The following is a 24,909-nucleotide window of genomic DNA, read 5'->3' as shown; positions in this document are numbered from 1 at the left end:
GCGAGAGACGCGCGCGTACAACAAAAGCCTGAGAGACATCGATGAGAAGCTCCGTCAGGATAAAGATCAATAGGACTTCAGTCGAAGCGCCGAACCACGTTCATGCCGTACGAAGACGATCCCGCGACAACTCGCTGGATACAAGTAACTGAGGTCGGAGTTCGAAAATTCAGCGAGTTCAGCTAGTGCTTTTTGAAGACGAACAGCTTTGTGTGAAAGGATACTGGGCTGATCACTAGGTCGATCGCACGTCGTAAGGTCACCATCGGTCGCGACCGGCTCTCATACAATGGTTCAAGCAGGCGCTTTAACAAGTTGCTTTCCCGCATCAACCCCAGATATCCGCCCCTGGACCGACTTTCCAAAAGCCGGAACCCCATCCCGCTGATCGTTCTAATTGTGTCGTTCGGGGTGAAGGCAAATTGGTAAAATCGGGCCATGTCCGCGGCACTCACATCTTCGTATCGACCGAGCCGCATCTTTAGACGCCTCAATGGCGACACGCTGGGGACAGTTAGGAAAAGGAGTCCGCCGGGTTTCAGCACTCGGCGTGCCTCCTCGATGATCGATGCGTAACCATCCTTGAAGTGTTCGATCACCCCCAAGGACCACACCCCTTCGAAAAAGGCATCCTCGAATGGCATTTCTCGCACGTCACCGAGAACGATATTAAGTTCGGGGGCGTGCTTTTTGATCCTAGCGATGGTTACGGGGGCAAAGTCTAATCCGTATGCCTCGAACCCTGCGTGATGGAGCCCAAAGACTGTGTTGGCCACACCGCAGCCTGCATCAATCACTCGATCAGACGGGCTTAAATACTTTCGGGTAACATGCTGGACAAAGACGCTCTTTTTCCGAATGTCCGCTGCTGTTAGGGATTGCGCCCAACGATCGTCCCAGAATCCTTCGTCGGCTGGTCGGTCGATGAATACAAGACGATCATGCTGCCGATCGAGATATACCTGCTCCACCATTCATTTGCCTCCCCAAGGCGCTGCTCAACATCAGTTCATTTGCCGTAGTCTCGACCCACAATCGGAACAGCCGGAACGCTGGTATGGAAGCGCCCGAAGAGCAGTACCCACACCAAGACCTGAATCGTCACGAAACCGACGAATGGCTGCCGTGCCTGCGCAAGAACGTTCTCCAAGGCATTCCGGTGCGCATAGACCCCAATCACGCTGCCGAGGATGATCCAGAAGAAGAACCACATACCCTTACTTTTGAGCGAAGCATGGTGCAACGCCACCAACGCTCCGCCATAGATCAACCCAAATACGATCACAACGGGAATACCACCAATCGCCCACGCCTGCCCCCAGAATGTACCAGCCAAGCCGTACAACGCCTGCGAAAATATCTGGGTCTGGAGCACCGTGTTGAACCCAGTGCTGTCGAAGCCGAAGGCCGACGGCTGAATTAGCAGTTGCGCCAAGGTATCGCGAACCGTGTTCCACCATGGATAGGTCGTGCTACTCCTAATCAGCCCTTCGATGTTTTCATGAGTGCCGAAGGCTTCCCAGGAGGCCACCATAGCCATCGGATCAGAACCGCCTGTCAGCATCCTGCCAAACGGCAGGTCGCGTTTGTAGGCCAGATAGAAGGGCTTCATAAAGAAGATGATCGCAAGCGTCGCCAGCCCGATCGCCCATGCCTTCCAATGCAGGGCCGCCTTCGTTATCGGCCACTCCCACAATAACACGATGGCAAACGCCATTGCCAAGATCACCGGGACAGTCCGATCGCCCGCGATCGCATTAAGTGCGACCATTAACGCAAAGATGGCTTGATTAATACGAGCGCCGCGACCCCACAACCTATCGAAATAGATCGATGCCAGAAGGCCGATGCCGCTGACCCAACGCCACACGATGGAAATGAGCCCACCAACAGCGTCATAGATGTCGGCACGCTCCATCGCGTACCACTCAAGTCCAGCCCTGTTTGCCATCCATGCATAGCAGGCTAAAGAAATGATCAGCGTGCACCGAATGAACCAGGTGACCCGCATCGGGTGCAGCTGGTAACAAGGGGGACGCCCCCCGTCCACAGACGAAGGCATCAGCAGCAGCGCCAGCCCGAACCCTAGCCAAGCAGCGACCATCACCAGAATTGCTTCCGACGATGCCGGCTCGAGATATGGCACCAATCCTTTCGCGCTCACAGGCCGCGTGAAGCCAATCAGCGCGGGCACCGAATAAGCAAGAAGGCCGACATAGCCAATCGCTACAACAGAAACCCGATTGTGGCGGGCTACAAGTATAACGGTGGTCACGGCCACCATTGACCACAGAGCGAGGACCATATCTTTCGTTCGTCCATTTGGATCAAAAAAGCAACCTAGGCGATTCGGTCATTCACAACGACAAAGTCTACAACTCGAAATCGCCCGCCCAGCCGACTGTCGCGCTGACCACCCATGAGCCCGTTGCGTATGCCTCCAGGGTTACACGCTCGCCGGGATCGAGAATGAGATATTTCCCTGCACCGCCGCCCTTGATCGTGTCCGTCCCGTTGGGCTCGATGTTCATGACATGGGTTGCGTGCACTCCGGCAAAACCGATCCGAAGGCCAGGCACGGCAGGCGGCAGCGTATGTGTCCACGTCGCGCCGGCGCCGTTGTTGTGGCAGAGTGCCCGGTTATGAAGTCCGGACAGCGTTGTGTTGACGGTCAGATTGATCGGCACACTCGACGTCCCCTGCAGGCCGGGATTGTTGCCGCCAATAAACCTGGTCACGATGCCGGCCGTGATGGAACTGCCGGTGCCATCGCCAACCCATTCCGACATGTCGAAACCATCGACCAGCATTTCGTCTATCGCGCCGCCGGTGGTTACCCGAAAGGCAATGCCAATGGAGGTCGAGTTCTTCAGGGCGATGTCCCTGAGACTGGCTTTGCGCAGCCGCTGGCCCACGGAAAGGTTGAACCGGATGCCATGCGACTGGGTGTTTCCCCTGATGCCAGAAAGGCTAAGGCTCGCCGGTGTCACGACGTTCGCAACGACAATGGCGTCGGTCGAGCAGTTCATCAACGTGCCCGGGCCGATCGCAAGAGGCGTCTGGTAGGGCGCGGCGATTACGGCTGTGGCACCTGACGTTCCGCCCGTGATCGTCTCGCCAGCCGGAAAGATGCCGGCCGAACCGCGCACATAGATGCGCCGGGTCGCGCTGTTTGCCGTTTTGGCAACCGCAGAGGTGCCCCCAGTGATTGTTTCAGCGGCCTGAAACGTCCCGCTTATCGGCAAGACCCTCAGCACGCTGGCAAAGAAGTCGACCAAGATGCCCGTCGCGCCGGATGAACCGCCAGTCACCGTCTCACCGAGTTCATAGTCGACGGTTGAACCGGTGATGACGATTTCAAAATGTTGGAACCGCAGGGTTCCGGTCGAGCCAGAGGTGCCGCCGCTGACCGTTTCGCCAGTCGCAAACGATCCAACTTGCGAGCTGAGGGCGAACTGATATTCGCCGTTTGGCTCCAATTGCAGGGCTGTGTTGTAGCGATCGATGTACCAGTTATCGAGCCGGCCCGACTGAATCTGAACGCCGAAGACGTTACCGGCAGAACTACCGGAGAGCCGGTTGCCGATTGCCTTGACATTCGAAATGACGATCTCGCTGTTGGCGTCAGTCGCAGCTACGCCAACCAGACAGTCATTCGCCACCACGTTGGTTATGATCCCTCGTGGATCTCGCGCACCGGTCATCTCCACCCAGACACCGGCGGAGGGGCTGTCGAGATGTGCATCCGCGAAAACCCCGTCGACCAACACGTCGGTGGTGTTTAGATTCCCCGTATAGGTCAACACGACGCCGTCGCGTTTGCACTTCGCCGACCGGATGTTGCGCACGATCGGCTTGCGGACGCCGGCCACGTAAACCGTATCGCCAAACTCGCCGCCGGTTGGCGTGACGATGTTATAGCCGTCAATGTCCTCAATCGTCGGGCTGTCGACACAGAGCGCCATCACGCCGGCAAGGCCAAGATTGCGGACTTTCACGCCGCGAATTGTCGGCCGCTTCCGGCGTGCACCAGTGGAAAGGCCGACGCGAATACCGATAGAAGCCTGGTAGCCGGCATGTGATCCACCATCGATCGTGAGGTCCCCGTCTATCAGGACGTCATCGGCGGCGATATCGATGACGGGATGGTGGGCGGTAACGGTACCGACTGGCGTGCGCAGGATCAGGGCAGAGCCGCCCAGGCATTCGACGCGCTTCTTCGCTGTCGAGATCGTGTGGTTGCCGTCTGTCTGGTAGGAGCCGTCAATCAGCACATGCGGATAGCTGCCCGCGAGCAGTGCACCTATTGCAGCCGTGGCATTCGCACCGCCACCACGCGCCCCGAGCATTGATGCCGTCACCGGGGTTGAGGCGAGAGTATAGCCCGTCTTCATCATGCCATCGCTCAGCGTGATCACCAAATCCCCGGCATTCGTTCCATTCTTGCGGTACACAGCGCCGCTGCCTGCCACCTGAGAGCTGTCGTAGAAGGCGGTGCGGATGTATGTGGGTGCTATCGGCGGGGAATAGGCCTCCGCCGTCGCCTTGGTTGCGAATTGCGGATCGAGCACCGTCGTCATGGCGCCCGTCGCCACGTCCGCCGCGGCCTGGGCCCGGTCGATGATGCCTTGGGCGGCTGCCTGGATATCGCCGACGGTGTCGTCGGACTGGTAGAACGACAGCACAATGTCGTCGGCACCGATCACAGGGTTCAGCGTCTGGAAGGCAAAGACGAAATCGGCCGAGGCGTTGCCCTGCTGGACATGCACCGTCGTTCCCTTCTGCATGGTGCGCCCGGTGCGGGCATCGGCGGCGCGGAACCATCGGCCTTCGCTTACCGTATAGATACCGTTTTGCGTCTGGTCGGCCTGGTCCTTGACCAGCACGCGGTCGCCCACCTCCGTCGCCACCCCGTCGATGGTCTGAAGGCCGAAAAACGCAATGCTGGCGGTCGTTGCCAGACGAACGGGTTCGCGCTCGCCGGTCAGAACGCGAACGGCGGCGGCTGAAGATCGGGCCATGCTGGCTTGCTCCATGAAAAAAGCCCGCAAAAGCGAGGCTGAAAAAAGATTTTGGTCTTGCAATGCAGCGAGCCCATCCCTCGGGCCTGCCGATCAGCCGGCTGATGACATCAGTGGCGATTGTGATGGCGCAGCGGCGTCGAACTTCTCAGCAGAATCAAACCTCCTGAAGCCGCACAACGGCGTTCCAGCCATAGGTCTTTGCCGCGACGCCGGTAACGGTCACCTCAATTCCGGAAGCCCCAGCGGTGACCGACGCGTCGAGCGATGCGGCGTCGGTTGCATATTCGCCGATCACCGTTTTGGTGATCGCACCTTCGATCGCCAGGGTTCCGCCCGTGTTGCGGATCACCCCGGCGAACACATAGCCGGCGCTGGTCGACGATGAACCATCCGTGCGGCGGGCAGCGACATCGACGGTGAACTTTGCGCCTTGCCCTGGCCTGATCGGAACAAAGCTGTTTCCGGCTTCGAAGACCATAAGAACGGGCGTTGCGTCCGGCGTCGATTTATAGCCCTTGAAAAGATCGCCGCCCCGGTTTCCTTCAATCAGCGCTATGTGCGATCCGTCATCGGTTGGCTTGCCCGTCGCCGTGCCGGAGTAGATGTTGCCCCGCACCTCGATGTTCGGCGAGGATCCGCTGACTTTCACGTCGTTGACGACACTGCCGGTCGTCGCCTTGAAAAGGCCACCCGTCGCCCTCTGCCGTTCGCTCGATAGTGTCGACAGGGCGACATAGGACGATCGCGCATCCGCGATGCCTGCATGGGTTTGCGACATGTCGCCGTTCAATCGAACGCCGATGGAAGCGGCTGCGCCGCCCATGTCGACAAGCGTGTCAGCCGACACAATGGTCTCATCCGCCGCGCTGAAGACGCCATAGGCATTGGCCTGGGTGAACCCAAAGATGCGGCCGGCGCCAATCCTGACGCCGCGCGAGATCTGTTGCCCAGCCGGGGTTTCGATATAGATGCCCTGATGTGTCGCCTGGATGTCGAAGGACAGCAGGCGAAGATCTTCGATATGATGGCCGGTGCCGGCGCGAATGCCTTGCTGCACGCCTTCCGTCACCAGGCTGCGCACCTCGATATCCTTGGCCCCTCGCAGCACCAGACCATAAAGGCCATCCCTGGATTTGGCACTGATGCGAAGGCGTTTGTACTTCAACACCGATCCGACGGGCACAGCGCTGCGGGTGAAGGCGACGGCCGCGCCAAGCTGAACGCCGCCAAGCTGCGTCCAGTCGATATCCACCTCGATATCGCTCACCGGCCAGTCGTCGTCGCTCTCTGCATCGAAACCGTTCAAATAGGCACTCACGCGAGCGCGGCGGACAAACACGTGACTTGTGCCGGAAACATCGTCGTTGATGGTGACGATGTTGCGCGCCGTGTCGCCTCTGGCGTCGTCAATGTAGACCCAGTTGGAATCGGCAATGCGGTAGTGATCGCCTTGCGTACCGGTGAGCGTGCCATGCTCGATCGTGACGCCTGAAATGCCGCTGATGTTGAAAACGCCAAAGCCGTTCGGAGCCGCGACATGATTCCAGGCGCCGTTGACCTTTGGAGCGATGATGCGGTTGTCGCCCTTCAGGTTGAATAGGTGCGTGGCCTCCTCGGTGCGCTGTAAAAGCGCCTTGTCGTCAAACTCGACCATCAGCCCCTGCGGAATGTCGATATTGCCGGCCAGCGAAAATGTGCCAGCCGGGATGATCACCCTGCCCTGCTCGGCGGCAGCAATGGCGTTGACGATCGCGGTCCTGTTGTTGCCGGCTGCCGTGTCGGCGCCCGCAGCGCGAATGTTGATCTCCTTTGCCCTCGGTGCGTTGATGATGTCGAAGCCGGCTTTCGCCCCATCTTGCAGCGTGATCGCCAGGCCGCCCCCGCCAGCCGAAATGGTGCCATTCTTCCTGTAGAGGGCTTGGCCGTCGCCGACCTGCGAATAGCCGGCAGTCCTGATATAATCCGGCGCGATCGCCGGTGAGTATGCCTCTGCCGTCGCCTTGGTTGCGAATTGCGGATCGAGCACCGTCGTCATGGCGCCCGTCGCCACGTCCGCCGCGGCCTGGGCCTGGTCGATGATGCCTTGCGCGGCTGCCTGGATATCGCCGACGGTGTCGTCGGACTGGTAAAACGACAGCACAATGTCGTCGGCACCGATCACGGGGCTCACTGTCTGGAAGGCATAGACGAAAGCGGCCGAAGCCATGCCCTCCTGGACATGCACCGTCGTCCCCTTCTGCATGGTGCGCCCTGTGCGCGCATCGGCGGCGCGGTACCAGTAGCCTTCCGACGCCGTATAGATGCCGTTCAGCCTGGCGTCTGCCTGGCCCTTGACCAGCACCCGGTCGCCGGTCGCGGTCTGGACGCCGTCAATCATTTTGAGGCCCTGGATCCAGGCGACGCCGTCGATGACGATCGTCTCCAGGTTCGCCGTCGTTGCCAGGCGCACGGGTTCGCGCTCGCCGGTCAACAGGCGAACGGCGGCGGTTGCAGGTCGGGCCATAAGGCTTGCTCCATGAAAAAAGCCCCGCGCAAGCGAGGCTGTGAAAAGGGTCTGATTTTGGGGCGTGGGCGCGTCGGGAGGTTAACCCCCGTCACATGGGTGGGACCGATAAAAGTGCGCTGTCACCGTAACTGCAGTACAAGGTCGGCATCAGCCTTTTCGCCTCGGTCAGCAACCCAGTTGCCGCGCTTTTCGCACGCACTATCGATCTTTTAGATAATTTCGCGCCCAGGCTCTTGCTTCGGGGCTGCCTACATTTGGCGAGTCGTGCTCTTGCACTATTTTCTTTGTCTAGATTTCACTCCGATCCGTATCGATAGAATTCATAAAAGTGCATCGTCACCGTAATCCCCCTCCGGGGAGATGTCGGGCAGGACGAGGGGGCGCCGTAGAACGCCAGCCGCACCGCAATTCCAATCAGAAAACAGCGTTCAACCTGCGAAGTTATTGTCCACGAACATCTCGGCAAATTGCTGAGGGTTAAGCGTTACATTGTTGTCGCGGGCGATTTTGAGATTCTTTGCCCACATATCCCGGATTGCTGCCGGCATTCCCTCGGGCATGTGCATGGCTTGGGCAATTGCATCATGCCATTGTCCGTCGCCGCCATAGATAGATTGCAGTTTGGGGGCCATCTTTTTCAAGCCATCCTCCGACTCTTGAGAAAGTTCTCCAATGGCCCAGAGCACATAAAGCTCCAGCAGCCTAAGCAGCGGCTGTCCATCGTAACGTGGGTTAGTCGCCATGTTTCCCCTCACGCATCATTGGTGGCGTATTCGATGAGTCTTTGGCAGATAGCCGACAGGCTGGGCTTTTCCTTCAGTGAAGCTACCCAGGCCTCGGTAAATTCAATCGCAATGAATATCTCGATGAAATATGTAAGCCCCGCTTTGGCTGCCGCCTTCGGAGGCACCGTGCTATCGTCGGGTGCGGTCGCAACCATTGCATTGGAATCTTCAGTCCAAGGCTCCGCCACATAAATCGTGTCATCCTCGTCAAAGTCCGACAACCGTCCAACAATATCCAACAACTTGATTATTTTCCCCATAAAGAAAATCCTCCTCGACGATTCGGGTGCAATGCTTTCTGAAAGATAGTCCCAGGATCATGCTGCGATCTAGGGACAAGTTGCATCACACCGGCTTTTGTGTCGTGGTGCCAAGTGTAGCCGGGGGGCGCTCTTCGGGGAACGAGCCCCCTCTTTGTCCGCTGGAGGTTAATTCCCGCATCTTGCAGAGCTTTCGCGAAATCCGGCTCTCTTTCCATTAGCACCAGCAGGGCTTCGTTGGCCGCCTGGAAATGGCGTGGGCGCGAAACGTTCGGATATAATGCAGAATCTATCTCTGTCTCGAACACCACACTATAGAATTGACCGGTCGGCCCTCGACTAGCGCCGTCGCCTGCTTCTTCTGTCAGCGGTTCGGACCCGGGTATAGGTAAGTCGTCTACGCCTTTGTAAAGATCCGCTCCTTCAGAAAGAGCGTCCTCCGTCGAGTCAGCGAGCTTGCCGCTGCTTCTGCGAACAAGCGCCTCGGCCCCCTCCGCTAGGTCGTCGGACCGCCTCAAGACCTGCGAGAGTTCCTTAACCAAAGGCCCCGCAATCTTGCCGGCTTGTTGCAGGCCGACGGATACCAATTTCTCGGTGGGGAGCGTTCCTAAGACATTGAGAATGGTGTCGCCGACGTTGCCAGACATCGCGGACGCAACAGCCTTATCGGCCGCGACCATGGGCGCAATGCCGAGCAGCGAGATGCCCTGCTCGCCGGCTCCCTCGGAGCCAACCAGCATCCGCGCCAGATTACGCCGCACGCTGCTTGGCTTACTATCGCCGGCGATAAGGTAGCCAAGCTTATCTTGGGGCGTAGGAATGTAATTCGTGACTTCTACATGCGAGTCCCGCAGACCCAACTCGGCTGCTTGGCGCAGATCGAGCAGCATTTCGGGGTCGACTATCCAATCGCGACGTGTTCGATCAGCTAGGCTTCTCTCTGTCTGCGCTGCACTTGTCCGAATTAGGTGGTCTAGCATTGCCTTTTGGGCAGCTTCGGTAGGCAGTGCAGCAAAGAGGTTGTTTAGGGCGGGATCTTGCGGGTTTGTTCCGTTTTTGAGTCCGTCGACGACGCCTCCCGCCACGGAATTGGGCAGCGGTTGAATCTTCTCGAAGCCCAGTTGCTGCTGAGCGGCGATCGAGCCGATGATGGCTGCCTGATAGTCTTCCGGCGTCGAAAGATTGTTCCAAGCCGCATCGAGATTCGCGAACGTCTTACGTACATAGCCACCCGGATCGCCCTGCCTCTCTTTGAGCGTGAGGTCGGCGGCCGTGGCTATTACTTCATGACGCGCGCTGTCCTCTTCCGGCGTAGCACTATCGGCCTTGGGCGAGGACTCTTTGACTCTGGCCAAAACGGCCTCATTCGACATGCCACGCATGCTGTAGAATTGCCGACTGACATCCATTGCTTGGCTGAAGGCTTGGAAGCGCCTGACGCCTTCGGTGGCGCCGTAGAGAGCGATGAACTGCTCCGGAGTCTGCACGGGGCCGGAATAGGTTCCAGTTTCCCTGATGGAGCTTGGCGCATTCTGTTCGGCGAGGCCGATGCTGGTTCGTGTTTCGACCTGCCGTGCGATCTCAGCGGTCCGCGCTTTCTGGGCCAACGCTGGCCTGTCTTCAGGCGGGATGTCGTCCCGGACAACCTGCACCGCTCGCTCATATGGCGTCGGCTCGCCAAGGCGATCGTCCCTTGGCGCCACAGAACTTGTGGTATTTGCCTGCGGGCCACCAACCGCCTCGGCCGTATCATCTTTGATCCGGCTGCCAGCCCGCCCCGCACCCAGCATCTCAGCCGCCCGCTTCGGATCCTGGGCAATCATTGCCTGGACCAGCGCCTTGGCCGTGTTGGTGCGCCAGGTGGCCTCGGCTGTTTGCCGAATGATCGAGTTGCCGATCTTGGCGATCAGGTCGAAGCCGCTCTGCCGGATCGCCTCGAATGTCTCGGCGTCGTTCGGGTCGCCCTGTGCGATGGAACCCGTGGACATGTTGTCGATCTTGGTCCACTCGGCCAACTCATAGTCGTCGCGCTGCTGGAGCTGCCGCTGCGCCATGCGCCGCGCGCCAATCGCGCGCATCGTCTCCTTCTGCCTGGCGAAACCAGCGCGCTGACTCTCGGGCATGTTGGGCAAGGCATCATCGAACAGCGTGTCGAACAGGCCTGTTTTGACCACCTCGCCGGTGCGCGGGTCGACCTGGCCGTACATGGTTTCATGCAGGCCGCTGCCGTCGGCCGGCGCGTTCGCGGCCACCTCGTCTTCCGCCTGCGCGATCCGGCCGTTGAACCGGCGGCGCGCCAGCTCGGCGTCGAACGCCTCTTGCTGGTCCCTCATCTGCTGGTAGCGCTCGGCGATAGCCGAGAACTGGTCGCCAAGACCCTGCATGGCGCCGCCAATCGGCGATCCCCCGGGGTACGGCACCGCATTGCCGGCATCGAGCCGGCGCTGCGCTATGTGGAGCGGAATGGTGGCCATCAGTAGAGGCCTCCGGTGGACGAGCCGCCCGGCGGCGGTGGGAAGGCGCCCTTGCCGAAGGTCACGGCCTTGGTCGGGTCGTAGAGGCCGGAGAGACCCGATACGAGATTGCTGCCGGCCTTGAAGATCGAGGCCGTGACCGCCTGCTTGCCGGAGAAGCGCGAGAGCGCGGCTTGCGTATTGAGACTGTTCTGGCGCAGTTTCGAGCCGTACTGGATCGCGTCGAGATCAAGCTGGCCCTGCCTGGCATTGGCGGCCAGCACCTCGGCCGGCGAGCCTGATATGCCGACGCCCGAGGCGCCGGCCTGCGCACGCGCCTGGCCCAGCAGGAGATCCTGCTTATGGCGCTCCTGGCTCTGCTCGAAGGCGGAACTCTGCGCCTCGGCCTGCGCTTGCTGCCCGTAGGCCTTGGCCTGATAGTCGGCCATCTGCTTCGACTGCTGGCCTTCGACCAGCGCGCCGCCAACAGAAAGGGCGGTGCCGATAAGGGCAAGTGTGCACATGCGTTCAGCCTCGTTCGCCAAAGGAGGTGTTTGCGGGAATGAATTTGCTTTTGACGCCGTCCACCGGCGCGCCGAGCGCCGGGCGCGGGTCGAGCGCACCGCCGGGGGTGAGGAACGACACAAGCAGCCTGTCGGCCTGCAACGCCGGCCGGCTGAGACGGGCGGGTGCAGCGGCCCGCGGGCCGGCCATGGCGGCGCGGCGGGTCGTGGTCAGATTGATCTTCAGCTCGGCGACGCCGGCGGCATCGAACAGGCCGTTGGCGGTGGCAATGGTGCGGGCGAGCGCATCGGCCTCGAACAATTCCTGGCGCAGCAGCTCGACCAGCCGGCGGGCGCTGCCCCAGCGCTCGCCAAGCGTTGCAGCTTTGGCCTTGATCTCGTCGCCAAGCGCGGCGATGTCGGCCCGCGCTTCGCCTTGCGCGGCCTCCGCACGGCGCTTGCCGGCGGCGTCGATGGTCTTTCCCAGCAGCCCGATCTGGTCGTTGCAGTCGTCCAGCGCGGCACGCGCGGCGGCCAGGTCGCCATCGCCGAAGACCGCGCGGTCCTCGGCTTGCGCCAGTTCGGTTCTGCAGTGAAGCGCGTCGTTGAGGTCGGTGTCGAGCAAGGCGATGACGGCGGCGAATTCGGCAGCCGTCCGCGCCATCCCGAGGATTTCGGCATGGGGAGATGTCATTTCGGGGATCCTTTGGTGAATTGTTATCTCCCCACTCGAGGGGGAGATGGCCGGCAGGCCAGAGGGGGGTCGGCACGACCGGGTGCGACCTACCGCGGCAGATGAGATTGGCGCTTCGCGTGGAGCGTCGGCATCCTCTTTCAACGTGGAGGAGGTTGGCGTCCGGTCGAACCGACCCCCTCTGTCGCCTCCGGCGACATCTCCCCCTCAAGGGGGGAAATCACCATCTTCAACGCCGGCGCTCTACGGCTCGGCGTCGAACACCGGCGTGAACGCACGGATCGTGCAGGGCGTCGGGTTGACATGGCGGATCCGCACTCGGCCCGGCCCTTCCCAGCTGTCGTCGATCGGCACCTCGACATTGCCGGTGAACAGCGTTGCCCGCCCGTCCGGCGCGATGATCGAGGGCATGCGCACCGGCTCCCAGCGGCCGCGCATCAAGGACTGGACTTGAAGCCCCGTGGTGTCGGTCTCCAGCAGCGACAGGATCACCTTCGCCACCTTCTTGCGGCGGCCGATGATGGAGCCGTCGCGGCCGCCGACATCGAGCTCCAGCGTGTCGGCGCCCGCCGCGTAGGGCAGGCCGAGTTGCCATTTGGCGGCGGTAGAACCGCCCGGCAGCGTGACGGTGCCGCCGCCGCTGACGGTCAGCCCGCGATAGACCTTGCCGTCGGCGAGCACATCGACGGACTGGCCGGCAAGGTGCATGGCGCCGCCCACCGTGGTGACCGCAAGACCCGCGTAGGACAGGCCGCAATCGACCTCGAAGGCGTCCGCGATGGCGCCGTATTCGAACGGCGCGGTCTTGATCTCGATGTAGCGCCTGGTCACGCCGCCAATGCTGCGCTTCACGATCAGCCAGAGATCGTCATTGCCGTCCTGGCCGGGGGTGACCGCAGCGCTTTCGACATCAGCCCAATTTGAACCATCGGAGCCCGCCCCGCTGACGTTGCCGCCCAGGCGATGCCGGTGCATGCCGCGCACCTCCTGGCTCGGCTGATGGGTGTAGCCGCCAAGCTCGCCATTCTCGAGCGGGAACCACAGCAACGGGTCGGGATCGGTCTGGAAGGCGAGCTCGACCACACCCTTTTTGGGAATATGCTCGGAGACCTGGCCGACATCGTCCGAAGCAAAACGGCTCTGCGCCGTCTGCGTCAGCTCGGCGATCGATTTGCGCGAGCGTGTGACATAGAGGAACGACTGGCCGGCATCCACCGGGCGGATGCGGGCGCAGCCAAAGGTGCGCGAGCGCCGGTTCTTGAACGAGGAGGGCGTCAGCGCCTCGTCGATGCCCGAGCCCGACAGGGCGCGGATGCCGCCTGAGGTGCCGATCAGAAGCGCGCCGTCGCTGTCGGCGATCCAGACAATGTCGTTGGCCTGGCCGCCGCCCGCCTGGACGAACTCCAGCGCATCGTCGTCCTTCTCGCCGAGAGCGAAATTGTCGAAGTCGCCGGTGGCCGAGGCATAGACCGAGAATTTGCGGCTGAAGGCCAGCCGCTCCTCATAGAGCGAGCCGCTCTCCACATGTTTTCCGGGAACAAACGTACCGAGCCGCCAGCGCGTGATCGGGTTCATGTTCGGCAGCGCATGGCCGTAGAGGATCACTTTGACCACCGTGGTGCTGGTGCGGCTGGTGATCCTCGCCCACCGCCAGATGCCGTCGGCGCCCAACAAGCGGATGGCGCGGCCGACATCGGTCGCCTGGAAGCCGGTGTCATTGTTGATGCCGATGCTTGAAGACGCGGTGATGTCGAACGGCGTCTGGTCGAATGCGGCGACATGGATCGCAAGCTCGGCCGAAACGCTGCTTTCGGCATCATCGCCGCCACCGCCGCTGAACACCAGTTGATGATATTCAAAGGCCGATTTGTTCGTGAATTCGTAGAAGCGCGTCTCGCCATTGCCCCAGCCGAGCTCGCCCGTACGAGTATCCAGGGTGACCCAGTTGGTGCCATCATTGGAACCCTGCAATTCCCAGGCGGTGAAGAAATCATAATTGCCCGTTGCCACCCGTGACGTGGTGATCCAGTAGGCATCGGCCACGCGCTGTGAACCGCCGGCATTGCGGAACCGGATATAGCCGTCACCGCCGCCAGAGATCTGGATATCCTGCGTCTTGTCGCGGTCGAACATCTGCCAGGCAGAGGCGCTGCCGCTGCCGGTGGAAGCGGTGCCGGAAGGCGTCGTGTTGCTGGTCATCTGCGGCGTCAGATGCCCGGTGTCGGACGGTGTCAGCGTCGTCGCCGTGTCGTTGACCGGGTCGTAGGGACCGTCGAGGAATTCAAAATCCGTCAGAGCCCACGCCGTGTGTGCGCTGCGCGTCAGCACCTTGGGCGGATAGTCCCGGTGAGTGACCCACATCTGGTCGGCCGACTGGACATAGGCGAGCTCGAACAGGTCCGCCTCGAGATAGGGCGAAGCGACCTCCACCGTGTCGACGCGCGCGCCATAGGCATGGACGCGGATGTACCGGTCGCCGAATTCGAGCGCATAGGCTTGATCGGCCGAGAAGATGAACGGGATCAGCCGCGTCGTCTTCGCGGAAATCTTCACCTCGCCGGCAAAATAGGTGCCGCCGCGCTTGCGGATGCCGCCATGCGGCAGGGTGATGAAGTTCTCGCATTTGGCCAGCGCCGCCCGATAGAAGTCGAGCGAGGCGCGTGCATGCAGGCGCGGCGAGATCTCGCCGCGGGTGAAGACGTCCTGGACGGGATAGAGCGTCGTCATCAGCGCGCAATCCTGTTGTCGCCGCGCTGATTGGACCACGAGGCGGTGTAGAGCCGGCTGCCGCGCTGGATGGCGTTGGCGTTGAGCGCCGCGTCCAGCGCCCGGTCATAGGCCGAGCGGGCAATATCGATCATGCCTGACTTGTGCGTCAGCGGATGCGCCACCTTGACGGCAAGGGCCGCCACCAGAACCTCGGTGAACAGCGCATCCCAGTCGTTGGGATCGGTGAGGTTGGCGACGTAACGGATGGTCAGCGGGCCGGACTGGTCGGAATAGATCAGCCCCGCCTCCTGGCGCCACGAAATCGGCACGCCGTCCGGCTCGCCATCACGGGTCAGCGGCAGCGGCCGCAGGCAGTCGGCCGGCAGTTCATAGGCAAAGGTCAAGCCGCAATCGCTGCCGGTGTCCGCCCCGGCAACCGTGGCGCGCAGGATGGCGAACACCCAGGCACATTTGGTAAGTTCTGCTTCCCTTGCGAGGTCGAAATGCAAGTTGAGCAGCCGTGCCGCCTTGACGTCCTGATCGAGACTGTCGATCGGCGCCTCGTCGAGCACGGCCAGCGCCATGTTGGCGATATCGAGCGGGGTGATGGCCATGGGTCAGCGCCTCGTCCATGTGGGTCGGGTCATGATTTTCTCCGGGCATGAAAAAAGCCGCTGCGAAGCGGCTGGGGGTTTGGATGGCGATATTCAGAGATCGTGCTCTACGCCCCCTCCGATCTCCCTTCGTGGGGTTGAAGAGTGGTCCGCGTAGCGGACGGAAAGCCAACTGCTTGGCTTTCCGAATGACGAAAGCCGGCAGGACGGAGGGGGCGCTAAGAAATATTGTCAGAACGAGGAATTACGGCGGCAGCGCACTATTTTCCAAGTCTCAGTCCGGACATGCTATCGACAAAACGCGCGAGATCTCCGGCATCTCACTGTTATTCGTGATTCCAACCCTTAATATCGGACGAAATCCACTAATCGAGCAATTCGAAAGATGGAAACTTACGTACCACCCAAGCCATGGAGATAGATATCCATCCCGGCTTGTAACTTTCCCATCCTTGCTGCAAGAAACGCTCGCGCTGGATTCCTCATTCACGAAAACGAGGTGGTACGTCGTTCCAGATCCTGCCGCTTCATCCAGTTTGGTGCCTGCAATTTCCAGCGTTCCGCCCACAAATCCGTCCTTCTCAAGCTTGACGAGAAGAGGGCTGCAATAAACAAAAATTGCAGCAGCCACCAAGATAGTTGCGGTCGTCAGAACCATCACTTTCTTCATTTTCTTTTCTCGTGAAAGATCATTGCCGGAGGCAGTGAAGTCTGAAGTAGTCCGGCCTCCAGGGCAAGGCGCGCGATTTCGTCGGGCGCGACCCCGGGTAAAGCTTCGCCCAACACACGGCCGACATTGTTATTTATCAAATCCATCGCGCGCTCATATCGGTCATTCGGATGGGATATCTCATAGGCATCCGATATCTTCTTCGCTTCGTTGACCCCAAGCGATTGCGCCATCTTGGCCGACCATTCGGCATGTCTCAAAGCACCCGCTGCATTATTGACGCCTGGATGAGATTGGAGCGATGCCGTTCCCATGAGGAATTGCGGTGACAATGCACTATTTCCAGTTCTCAGTCTGAAGATTCACTGCAGTCACATGGGTGCGGCCGACAAAAATGAGCCGTCGTCGCAATTCAAAAGCGTAATCCCGTTACTGTTCGTAAGGCTCGACCACGGCAAACGGTATTCCCAACGACTCCAGCAGATCGAGAATGCGTTGCGAGATGACGAGGCGATAATCTGCTGCGATACCGAAGTCGTCGCGGCCAGCCTCGCCATTCACTTTCAACCAGACAAATGGCGGAAGTTCCTGCCCAGGCTGGTCCTCATGGAACTCTTCGGAGGTTGTCACTTCGACTTCGGCGAACGTCGCACCTGAAAAGCCCATCTTGTGCAGAGCGCGCTGGGTTTCTTCGGTGGCGAGGTAACACGGGAACGTCGTAACGAGCACATCGCCGAACCAGCCCTCTACCTCGTAGTGAAGCTTGGTCACAATCGGCGGATGGACACTCGTGTCAAGAACGGTGTGGTTGCCAAGCCCACCAGCAACGTTCGGTTCTATGTAAAAATATTGCATCACTCACCTATCGGAGGATTGAACAGATTTCAGTATTTCTTATCGAGGTAATGGCGATTATTGATCGTCCCCGTTGACGGGGAGAAGGTCCCGGCAGGAGGTTGAGGGGCAGCGAAGGTCTGAAAATCTGGCGCTACAGAACGCCCAATCCGCGAAGTTGTTGTCCACGAATATCTCGGCAAATCTCTCGGGCGGGAGGGTCGTGCCGTTGACGCGAGCGATTTTGAGATTCCTTGCCCACATATCCCGGATTGCTGCCGGGATTCCTCCGGGCATGTGCATGGCTTGGGCAATTGCGTGATGCCACCGTCCATCGCCACCAAACAGAGATTGCAGTTTGGGGGCCATTCTTTTCAAGCCCTCTTCCGACTCTTGAGAAAGTTCTCCGATCGCCCAGAGCACATAAACATCCAGCAGTCTAAGCAGCGGCTGTCCGTCATAACGTGGGTTAGTCGACATTTAACCTCTCACGCATCATAGGTGGCATAATAAATAACGCGTTCGCAGATAGCGGAAACGCTTGGCTTTTCTTTCTGCGGATGCAACCAAAGCCTCGGTAATCTCGATCGCAAGGTTGATTTCGAGAAAGTATGCCAGGCCCTCTTTAGCTGCCTCGGCTGGTACCAACACCCCATCCTGCTGAGGCAAAACCATTGCGTCTGAATCCTCGGTCCAAGGCTCCGCCGCGTAGATTGTGGGCTCCGCTGCGTAGACCGGGTCCTCCTCGTCAAATTCCGACAACCGTCCAACGATATCCAGCAACTTCATTTTTTCCCCATAGGGAAAATCCTCCTCGGCCATTCGGATGCAGTGTCTTCTGGAATTACGGTGACAGTGCACGCTGCAGTCACATGGTGCAGCCGACAAAAGACGGACTGTTATCGCATTCAACAAGCGTAATCCGTTACTGCTCGTAGGGTTCGACCACTGCAAACGGTATTCCCAATGATTCCAGCAAATCAAGAATGCGCTCCGAGATGACAAGGCGATAGTTTGCTGCGATCCCGAAGTCGTCGCGGCCAGCCTTCCCATTCACTTTCAACCAGACGAAAGGTGGAAGTTCCTGCCCAGGTTGATATTCATGAAACTCTTCGGATGTCGTCACTTCGGCTTCAGCGAACGTCGCACCCGAAAAACCTATGTTCTGCAGTGCACGCTGGGTTTCTTCGGTGACGAGGTAACACGGGAACGTCGTAACGAGCACATCACCGGTCCAGCCCTCTACCACGTAGTGGAGCTTGGTCACAATCGGAGGATGGACGCTGGGGTCCAAAACGGTGTTTCTGCCAAGCCCACCAGCCACATCAGGTCTGATATAGAAATACTGCATTATCCACCTATTGGAGGGTTGAACAGATGTCCGTATTTTTTGTCGATATAAGCCACGTAGTCCAGCACCTGCTGACGAGTGGCCTGAGGATGCGACGCATAAAATTCGTCCCATTCGTATCGGAAAGTTTTGTTGTGCAAGAGGTTGTCCAAGCTTTTAGGAATCCCACGCAGATTCTGAAGCGAGTGCATCTCCTCTTCGGCCACGAGCCCGAGATATCTGTTCAAGATTTGCTGCTCAGCCGCGTGGTGGACCACAACTTCACCCTCCAGTTTCGGGTTCGCGTCGAGAAACGTTTTGCGGTAATTTTTTGAAAGAGCCTTGCCAAACGATGCCCCCGCGTACTTTATCTTTGAGGGGTCTCTCGCGATTGACTTTATTATTTCAAGAAGCTCGGCCTTGTCGGGCTTTGCACCTGTGCCCAAGCGGTAAGCGGCCTCATTTGCTGCATTTACTGCACGAGCCTCCGCACCGACGGCTTGGCGAGCCACCGCGCCCTCAGCGGCAAGCTCCGATGTGGCGCGCGAACCACTTGTTGCAAACTCCTCCAGCGGTTTGGCAAACTTGCCGGTCCCGCCGCGGATATGGCCAAGCCTTTTGCAACAGCTTCGCCGACTGTCTCTAATGCCAAGCGCCCTTCAGCAACCGCCCCCGAGCCAGGGGTGGCGGGCAGTTGCTCAAGGAAACCCAAAGGAGAATCGTGCAGATCCTGGAGAGCTATCCCAATGTCATGCGGGATTCGGCCTAGGGCCTCGAAACCCTCGCTCAGATAATCGCCGAAGTCGTCCGCAGCTCGTTGGAGTGCAGACCGGGCTTCGCCAGGAGGCGCTGATGGAAGCCGTCCTTGCACTGTCGCAGCAGTGACGATCGGGCCGACTTGGGCCGATCGAGAAAGGCCAGCTTGATCCAACTGCTGAGATAAGGCCTGGCGGACACCCGGATCGGGCGCTGCTGCTAGAAGATCACGCAGGATGATGTCCTTCTTAGCCTGCGGCATGTTTTTGTCGCCGAAGGTGTCAGCTATGCTTTGGACAACGGCCTTCGGCAGAGGTTGAGGGGTCTCGATGCCGAGTTGCCTCTGGGCTGCGACAGAGACGGCGATGGCCCATTTGTACGCCTCCGGATTGCCGGTCTCCGACTTGCCATCCGGGCTCGTTGTCGCCTTCCACGCGGCGTCGACATTGGGGAAGACCTCGCGGACGTAGCCAGCAGGGTCCGCCCGCCTCATGTCCAGGGTCTTGAGCGCAGCGGCAGCCGTAACCCGATACCGTGTCTCCTCTTCGTTGGAGCCGACCGGCCCAGGCTCCGCATCGCGCAGCGCTGCGTGGATCGCCTGGTTGGGCATCGTCCGCATGCCAAAGGCTTGGCGGCCGACATCCATCTTCAAGCTGAAGTCTTGGTACCGATCGCCGCCCTCCTCGGCGCCATAAACGGCGGCGAAGTCGGCGGGGCTGGGCATCTTGCCGGAATAGCTTCCCGTATTGGCGATCGCGTTCGGGGCGTTCTGCGCAGCGAGAGCGATGTTGGTGCGCGCCTCGATCAATTGGGCCGTATTCGCGGCGTGTGCCTGGTTGATCAGCCGCTGAATGTCATCTGGAGACAGGTCGGCGAGATGGTCGGTTGCGGGCTTGATCGCCGTATCAGGCGCCGGAGCAATGTCCCCAAACGCCTGCGCCACGCGCTCGTCTGGCGTGAGCTTGCCAACGCGATCGCCTTTCGCGGCAGCCGCCTCTGATCTGCCCGAGGCAAGAACCCAAGTGATCGGCTGAACGTCTCCCGAAGACTCTTCCGGGGTCCTGACACCAAACGTCTCCAGCGCGCGTTTCGGATCCTTGGCGATCAGCGCCTCGAAACGCGTCTTGGCCGCGGTGCCGAACCAGTCCTTCACCTTCTGCTGTCTGATCCCGGGGTCGAGCCCCATCTTGGCGATCAAGTCGAGCCCTTCCTGGCGGGCTACTTCGAAGGTGATAGGATCGTCGGGATCGGCGTTGCCGATGGCGATGCCGCTGGTCGTGAGCACCGTGTCGACCTGCGCTTGTTCATAGTCTTCGCGCTGCTGAAGCTGCCGCTGCGCCATGCGCAGCGAGCCAACCCTGCGCATCGTCTCCTTGTGCTCGGCGAAAGCGGCGCGCTGGCTCTCAGGCATGTTCGGCAAAGCCTTGTCGAACAGCCTGTCGAACAGGCCGGTCTTGACGACCCTGCCGTCGTACGCATTGACCTGGCCGTACATGGTCTCTTGCAGGCCGGCGCCGTCAGCCGGGGCGTTGGCCGTCACCTCATCTTCCGCCTGCGCGATCTGGCCGTGGAAGCGGCGGCGGGCCAATTCGGCGTCGAACGCCTCCTGCTGGTCCTTCATCTGCTGGTAGCGCTCGGCGACAGCGGAAAGGTGATCGCCCAGCCCGTGCATGGCGCCGCCGATTGGCGACCCCTGCGGATATTGCGGCGCGTTGCCGGTGTCGAGCCGGCGCTGGCCAATGGAAAGGGGGATGATGTGTACCATGGCTGTTCCCTGCTCACGAAGCACTGAGGGCTGAACGGCCGAAAATCACCCGGCCGCCGCGGCACGGCCGGCAATGGCGCTCGAGGCCGATGCCTTCGTCGGATCCGGATTTTGGAGAGGCCGCCAACGAGCGTGTTGCCCACGCATTGATTCGGCGGGCCAATCCTGTGCCGGCGATGGATTCCGGCTCTGTTTGTCACGCCAGGATCGGAACATGGCCGGCGCCAAGTTTAGAAAAGAAGCGGGAGCGCATCGCCCCCGCCCCCGCCTCGGTCCTATCAGGCCTCGGTCGTCTTCAGCGCGATGAACGTCATGTTCTTGACGCTCGACGCGGTGCGGTCCCAGTTCGCAGCCAGCGCCAGTTCCGCATCGGTGGCGAATTCGCCGGCCGAGGAGGCGTCGAGGAAGCGGGTGCCGGGCACATGCGGCACAAAATGCCGGCGGCCGACCATTTCGGTGATGCCGCCGCCATGGCCCTGGCGCGGCTTGCGGTCGAACTCCAGCGGGCCGCCCTCGGTGTTGACCGGCAGCTCGTTCCACAGGATCGCCTTGTCCTTGAACATGAAGGCGGTGTAGACGCCCGCCGTGACCGGGATATCGTCGTCGACCACGGCCCGCAGACCCATATAATAGGGGATCAGCGGTCCGCCCTGCTCGGAAGACGGCACATAGTCGATGAGGTCGGCGAGCTTCAGCGCCTTCATCTGCTTGGAGTGCATCCAGATCGTCTTGAACTTGTCCGCGCGGTCGCCCATCAGATAGGCGGCCTCGATGATGTCGGTGTCGACGATGGAGGCGCCGGTGGTGCGCACCAGGTCGCCGCCGTCATTGGCGACGTTGTCAGCGACGACGCCTTTCAGGATGCCGAGCAGGGTCAGCTTGTTGGCGCGCTGCCAGTACTCGGTCTGCCGCTTGACGATCAGCTTCTGCGGATCGTCGCCGGCTAGGATCGAGGTCAGGTCCGGAACGCCCCACGCCTGGGCGCGGACATTGCGGGCGGCGACCTCGCGGCGCGAGCCGATCTTCTTCATCTCGATGGAATCAGCCGGATCGTCATTGACCGGTTCGGACGGATCGTTGCCGAGGTCCTTCCAGCCGGGCATGTCGACGGAGCGGCCGCCCATCGACAGCTTTGACGAGATGGCCGGGTCGGAAAACAGGATTCCGGCCTGGTAGATCTCGAGCGACTGCACATGTTCCTCGAAAGCATATTGGGCATAGACGGACGGAACGATCGCGTCCGCGATACGGGTGTAGGCATCTGCCATTTTTCTCTTCCTTCAGGTTTGGGTTGGCGGCGGGTGCCCCCTCACCCAGCCTCTGGTTCGCTCGGCTGACCTCTCCGGGGGAGAGGAGACTTGCGACGTCGGCGCGCCTCTTCTCCCTGACGAGGAGAAGGTGGACGCGAAGCGGCCGGATGAGGGGCGTTTCAGTGCGGCTGATCGATCGTCAGCGCGGGTTGTTGGGCATCCAGCGGTCGGGATTTTCCCCCGCCTCGCGAGCCAGCCGCCTTGCGCGGGCGGGGTCGCTTTTGACGAGGGCTGAAATATCGGTCAGGTTGCGTTCGCCGGCGGCATTGCGCTTGAACGGATTGGCTCCGCTGGAAGAAGCACCGCCGTCGATCGTGTCTTCCCGGAACATCGCCTCGCCGATCGCCTGGAACGCCCTGGCGATCTGCGGATCGGTCAGCGCCCCGTCAGGCAGAAGGATGCCCTTCGCCTTGTAGGCGTCGACCAGGCCGAGCTTCTTCATCGCCCGGTTGGCGACCTCCAGTCTCTGGCGAAAGCCGTCGCTATCGGTCGGTCCCCAGTCCCTGACAAGCTCGTCATGGGTGGCTTCCACCGAGCGGGCCAGCGCGATCTCCTGATGCTTGGCCTGCTCGGCCATGTAGCCGACGAACCTGTCGTGATAGGCCTGCGCGGTTTTCGGCGAGGCACCCGCTTCGACCGCCCAAGCCTTGGACACCTGAGCGAGTTCGTCCGAATAGGCGAAGTTTTCCGGCAAGCCTTCCGGCCTGAGGTATTCGACCTTCTCGGACGACGTGACCGGACGCATGGCCTCGGGCAGCCGGGCGTGGAACCGGTCCCAGTCTTCCGGTGGCGCGTCCGGGGCGGGAAGGCGCAGGCTCTCACCCTGCTGCCGCTCCAGCTCCGCATAGGATGTGAAAACCCGATCGAGGCTTTCAGGCTTGGTCCAGCCCTTGGTTTCAGCGAGCTTGCGGTTGCCTTCGGAAAGACCGTCAAACCAACTTTTGCCGCCAGGCGCGGCGGACCCGTTATCCGTGCCTGCCGGTGACTGTGCCGGGTTGCCCGCCGGCTGCGCACGCGCCGCCACGGACCCGGCGTCTGCCAGATCTGTCATGTAATGTTCCTTTGCTAGGGGTTAGAAATGAGCCGGCGGCAAAGCTGCCAATCTCCCCACCTGTGGGGGAGATGTCCGGCAGGACAGAGGGGGGCGCGAAGGAACGCAAGCGTTCGACGCTCTTCGTCACCCGATGCCCTCCCGAGGCATGCAAATGCTAATCAGCAGGACAGGCTCGTGGGACAGCGCCCCCTCTGCCCTGCCGGGCATCTCCTCCACGGGGGGAGATCGGCAGCGTCATCGGCGCCTAGACATTGTCCCCCCAGTTCTCCCAAAGCAGCGTGATCGTACCGGTCACGGCAATCGTCCCGTCGGCATCGATGTCGGTGCCGGTAGCAAACGCCAGGTTGAGATAGAGATCGACCGGCGTCACCGTGCCATCCAGCGTCGCGGCGGCGGCGATGTCGGCGATCGAGGCGGTGGACAGTGCGGCGCCCACACCGTCGAGCGTGCGGGCAGTTGAGGCCAGCACATTGACCATGGTCGAGGCCAGCGTCGCGCTCGATGCGGCGGCCGAGCCCAGCGACCAGGTCAGCGCCGCATTGTCGTTGATGGTCGCCGCACGGATGCCGAGGACAGCGAACTGCAGCCGGGCCGTGCCGCCCTTGATGCGCACTTTGCCCTTGGTGAAGTCGAAGATCTTTTGGGCGGCATAGGCCAGCGCATCGGTGACCGGCACCTGCATGCCGGCGAAGGCGAAGACGGTGCGGTACGATCCGCCCTGCCCTGTGGTGACGGCTTTCAGGCCAGGCCTGGGCGGGGCAAGGCCGGCCTCGCGGGCGGCGGCACGGGCAAGCGTCCGGGGAAGACCTCGGGTCATGGCATTTCTCCATTTTTTTCATTGGCAATTCTGGCAGCTCGACCAATCAAGCCCCAGCAGGGCGAGCCGTCGAAGGCTGAATCATTTTGACAAGGAGCACCGCTAGAGCCTTGTTCGAAAGAGATGTTTTCGGCCCTCGGCCTATCAACGCCCGAGAAACCATGTCTTATATCGTGAGGCTTCGTGCCCCCGTTCCGCCGCAATGCGACCGCACGGGACGAGCCATAGGGAATTTCAGGCCTTCAAGGGAGACCGCACATGAACTTTCACAAAGCCATCGCCGCCGTGCTGATGACCGCAGCACTGGCAGGCTGCGCGCAGACCGAAGGCCAGCAGCGGGCCGGAACCGGCGCGCTGATCGGCGGCGCCGGCGGCGCCCTCGTCGGCCAGGCCATCGGCGGCAACACCGAAAGCACGCTCATCGGCGCCGGCGCCGGCGCCCTGCTCGGCGCGGTCGTCGGCAGCTCCACCACGCCGCAGCGCCGCGGCGAACAGATGTGCCGCTACCAGGACCGCCGCGGCCGCATCTACACCGCGCCTTGCGACGACCGGTACTACAACGGCGACTATTGATCGTTAGCCCCCTTCTCCCCGTTCTACGGGGAGTTGGGGAGTGTTCCGCGCAGCGGACGAAAAGCCAATTGCTTGGCTGGTCGAACAACTAACGCCGGCAGGCAAGGTAGCTTCATCGCCACCGCCGGTGCCGAAACAGCCAATCTCCCCCCTCGTGGGGGAGATGTCCGGCAGGACAGAGGGGCGCGCCGTAGAGCGCCTACCTCTGTCGTCGCCGAACTTTGAACATGCCCATGCCCTTGCCACCTACGG

22 protein-coding genes are annotated in these 24,909 nt (G+C 61.0%); 1 reads left to right on the top strand and 21 read right to left on the bottom strand.

Going from position 1 to position 24,909, the window contains the following annotated elements:
- Window positions 1–182: 182 nt before the first annotated feature.
- The 21 genes from NKJ00_RS16535 to NKJ00_RS16435 form a co-directional block, all read right to left on the bottom strand.
- Window positions 183–974: a class I SAM-dependent methyltransferase gene (locus NKJ00_RS16535; RefSeq protein ID WP_023814079.1), complete on the bottom strand. Its 792-nt coding sequence runs from the start codon at window positions 972–974 to the stop codon at window positions 183–185.
- A gap of 35 nt (window positions 975–1,009) precedes the next feature.
- Complete coding sequence (locus NKJ00_RS16530; protein WP_023814080.1) at window positions 1,010–2,305, bottom strand: hypothetical protein; 1,296 nt, start codon at window positions 2,303–2,305, stop codon at window positions 1,010–1,012.
- 67 nt (window positions 2,306–2,372) lie between these two features.
- Window positions 2,373–5,084, bottom strand: a complete 2,712-nt coding sequence (locus NKJ00_RS16525; RefSeq protein ID WP_352612646.1) for a right-handed parallel beta-helix repeat-containing protein — start codon at window positions 5,082–5,084, stop codon at window positions 2,373–2,375.
- A gap of 94 nt (window positions 5,085–5,178) precedes the next feature.
- Complete coding sequence (locus tag NKJ00_RS16520) at window positions 5,179–7,527, bottom strand: glycoside hydrolase family protein (protein WP_352612648.1); 2,349 nt, start codon at window positions 7,525–7,527, stop codon at window positions 5,179–5,181.
- Between the two features lie 431 nt (window positions 7,528–7,958).
- The gene (locus tag NKJ00_RS16515; RefSeq protein ID WP_352612650.1) at window positions 7,959–8,273 is read right to left on the bottom strand and encodes a hypothetical protein; all 315 of its coding nucleotides are present in this window, start codon (window positions 8,271–8,273) and stop codon (window positions 7,959–7,961) included.
- An 8-nt stretch (window positions 8,274–8,281) separates the two neighbouring features.
- Window positions 8,282–8,575, bottom strand: a complete 294-nt coding sequence (locus tag NKJ00_RS16510; protein ID WP_023814084.1) for a hypothetical protein — start codon at window positions 8,573–8,575, stop codon at window positions 8,282–8,284.
- The gene (locus NKJ00_RS16505; RefSeq protein ID WP_352612652.1) at window positions 8,563–11,049 is read right to left on the bottom strand and encodes an HNH endonuclease; all 2,487 of its coding nucleotides are present in this window, start codon (window positions 11,047–11,049) and stop codon (window positions 8,563–8,565) included. The genes NKJ00_RS16510 and NKJ00_RS16505 overlap by 13 nt, the downstream gene beginning before the upstream one ends.
- Window positions 11,049–11,552, bottom strand: coding sequence for a hypothetical protein (locus NKJ00_RS16500; protein WP_031213873.1), 504 nt, complete (start codon window positions 11,550–11,552; stop codon window positions 11,049–11,051). The genes NKJ00_RS16505 and NKJ00_RS16500 overlap by 1 nt, the downstream gene beginning before the upstream one ends.
- Window positions 11,553–11,556: 4 nt before the next feature.
- Window positions 11,557–12,225, bottom strand: a complete 669-nt coding sequence (locus NKJ00_RS16495; protein ID WP_352630442.1) for a hypothetical protein — start codon at window positions 12,223–12,225, stop codon at window positions 11,557–11,559.
- Between the two features lie 243 nt (window positions 12,226–12,468).
- Window positions 12,469–14,952, bottom strand: coding sequence for a phage tail protein (locus NKJ00_RS16490; protein WP_352630439.1), 2,484 nt, complete (start codon window positions 14,950–14,952; stop codon window positions 12,469–12,471).
- Window positions 14,952–15,548, bottom strand: a complete 597-nt coding sequence (locus NKJ00_RS16485; protein WP_023814089.1) for a phage connector family protein — start codon at window positions 15,546–15,548, stop codon at window positions 14,952–14,954. Before NKJ00_RS16485 ends, NKJ00_RS16490 begins: the two co-directional genes overlap by 1 nt.
- A 274-nt stretch (window positions 15,549–15,822) precedes the next feature.
- Entirely contained in the window at window positions 15,823–16,218 is a 396-nt protein-coding gene (locus NKJ00_RS16480; RefSeq protein WP_352630436.1) for a hypothetical protein, read from the bottom strand.
- On the bottom strand, window positions 16,215–16,550 hold the full coding sequence (locus NKJ00_RS16475; RefSeq protein ID WP_128304615.1) for a DUF6973 domain-containing protein: 336 nt from the start codon (window positions 16,548–16,550) through the stop codon (window positions 16,215–16,217). Before NKJ00_RS16475 ends, NKJ00_RS16480 begins: the two co-directional genes overlap by 4 nt.
- A 97-nt stretch (window positions 16,551–16,647) precedes the next feature.
- Window positions 16,648–17,073, bottom strand: a complete 426-nt coding sequence (locus tag NKJ00_RS16470) for a hypothetical protein (protein WP_023814092.1) — start codon at window positions 17,071–17,073, stop codon at window positions 16,648–16,650.
- Between the two features lie 474 nt (window positions 17,074–17,547).
- Window positions 17,548–17,874, bottom strand: a complete 327-nt coding sequence (locus NKJ00_RS16465; protein ID WP_023814094.1) for a hypothetical protein — start codon at window positions 17,872–17,874, stop codon at window positions 17,548–17,550.
- A 103-nt stretch (window positions 17,875–17,977) separates the two neighbouring features.
- The gene (locus NKJ00_RS16460; protein ID WP_023814095.1) at window positions 17,978–18,403 is read right to left on the bottom strand and encodes a hypothetical protein; all 426 of its coding nucleotides are present in this window, start codon (window positions 18,401–18,403) and stop codon (window positions 17,978–17,980) included.
- Window positions 18,403–18,894, bottom strand: coding sequence for a hypothetical protein (locus NKJ00_RS16455; protein WP_352630431.1), 492 nt, complete (start codon window positions 18,892–18,894; stop codon window positions 18,403–18,405). Before NKJ00_RS16455 ends, NKJ00_RS16460 begins: the two co-directional genes overlap by 1 nt.
- Window positions 18,855–20,903: a hypothetical protein gene (locus NKJ00_RS16450; protein WP_352630429.1), complete on the bottom strand. Its 2,049-nt coding sequence runs from the start codon at window positions 20,901–20,903 to the stop codon at window positions 18,855–18,857. The genes NKJ00_RS16455 and NKJ00_RS16450 overlap by 40 nt, the downstream gene beginning before the upstream one ends.
- Window positions 20,904–21,181: 278 nt before the next feature.
- Entirely contained in the window at window positions 21,182–22,171 is a 990-nt protein-coding gene (locus NKJ00_RS16445) for a Coat protein (protein WP_352554723.1), read from the bottom strand.
- Between the two features lie 181 nt (window positions 22,172–22,352).
- On the bottom strand, window positions 22,353–23,264 hold the full coding sequence (locus NKJ00_RS16440) for a hypothetical protein (RefSeq protein ID WP_352630426.1): 912 nt from the start codon (window positions 23,262–23,264) through the stop codon (window positions 22,353–22,355).
- A gap of 247 nt (window positions 23,265–23,511) precedes the next feature.
- Entirely contained in the window at window positions 23,512–24,084 is a 573-nt protein-coding gene (locus NKJ00_RS16435; RefSeq protein ID WP_352630424.1) for a hypothetical protein, read from the bottom strand.
- Between the two features lie 258 nt (window positions 24,085–24,342).
- On the opposite strand from NKJ00_RS16435, the gene NKJ00_RS16430 reads away from it, so the two are divergent.
- A complete protein-coding gene (locus NKJ00_RS16430) occupies window positions 24,343–24,657 on the top strand; it encodes a YMGG-like glycine zipper-containing protein (protein ID WP_027040217.1) in 315 nt (104 codons plus the stop codon).
- The last annotated feature ends 252 nt before the right edge of the window (window positions 24,658–24,909 follow it).

This window comes from Mesorhizobium sp. M0227 (genome assembly GCF_040321855.1).
Lineage (GTDB): Bacteria > Pseudomonadota > Alphaproteobacteria > Rhizobiales > Rhizobiaceae > Mesorhizobium.
Note: the sequence above shows the minus strand (reverse complement) of the source record. Positions and strands in the feature narration are given on the sequence as shown.